The following is a 270-nucleotide window of genomic DNA, read 5'->3' as shown; positions in this document are numbered from 1 at the left end:
AAGTTGCTTCCTCCTCAATTTTAGACGGAGTTGCATCACTATTATCCAAAGCAGTAGGCTTCTCAGCCGCGCTTACGACATCCTTCTTCCACTCGAAACTATAATCTGATAAGGTCTGAAAACTTCCATCTGTTAATTGTGCTGTTAACTTCAGCGAAAAGACTTGGTCTTCCTCCGCAAATGCAGACCGATCCAAAACCGCTACGTATCTACCCTGCTCATCCATTGAGAATGTGACAGTAATGCCGCTATTTGTTTCAGAGCTAAACT

At 43.3% G+C, this 270-nt stretch carries 1 pseudogene; it reads right to left on the bottom strand.

Annotated elements, in window-relative coordinates:
- Positions 1–270 (bottom strand): annotated as a pseudogene (locus C1G53_RS12950) (cell wall hydrolase); the annotation flags it as partial.

This window comes from Streptococcus suis, assembly GCF_002960445.1.
Lineage (GTDB): Bacteria > Bacillota > Bacilli > Lactobacillales > Streptococcaceae > Streptococcus > Streptococcus hyiners.
The sequence above is the reverse complement of the archived record's forward strand: the minus strand, read 5'-3'. Positions and strand labels throughout refer to the sequence as shown.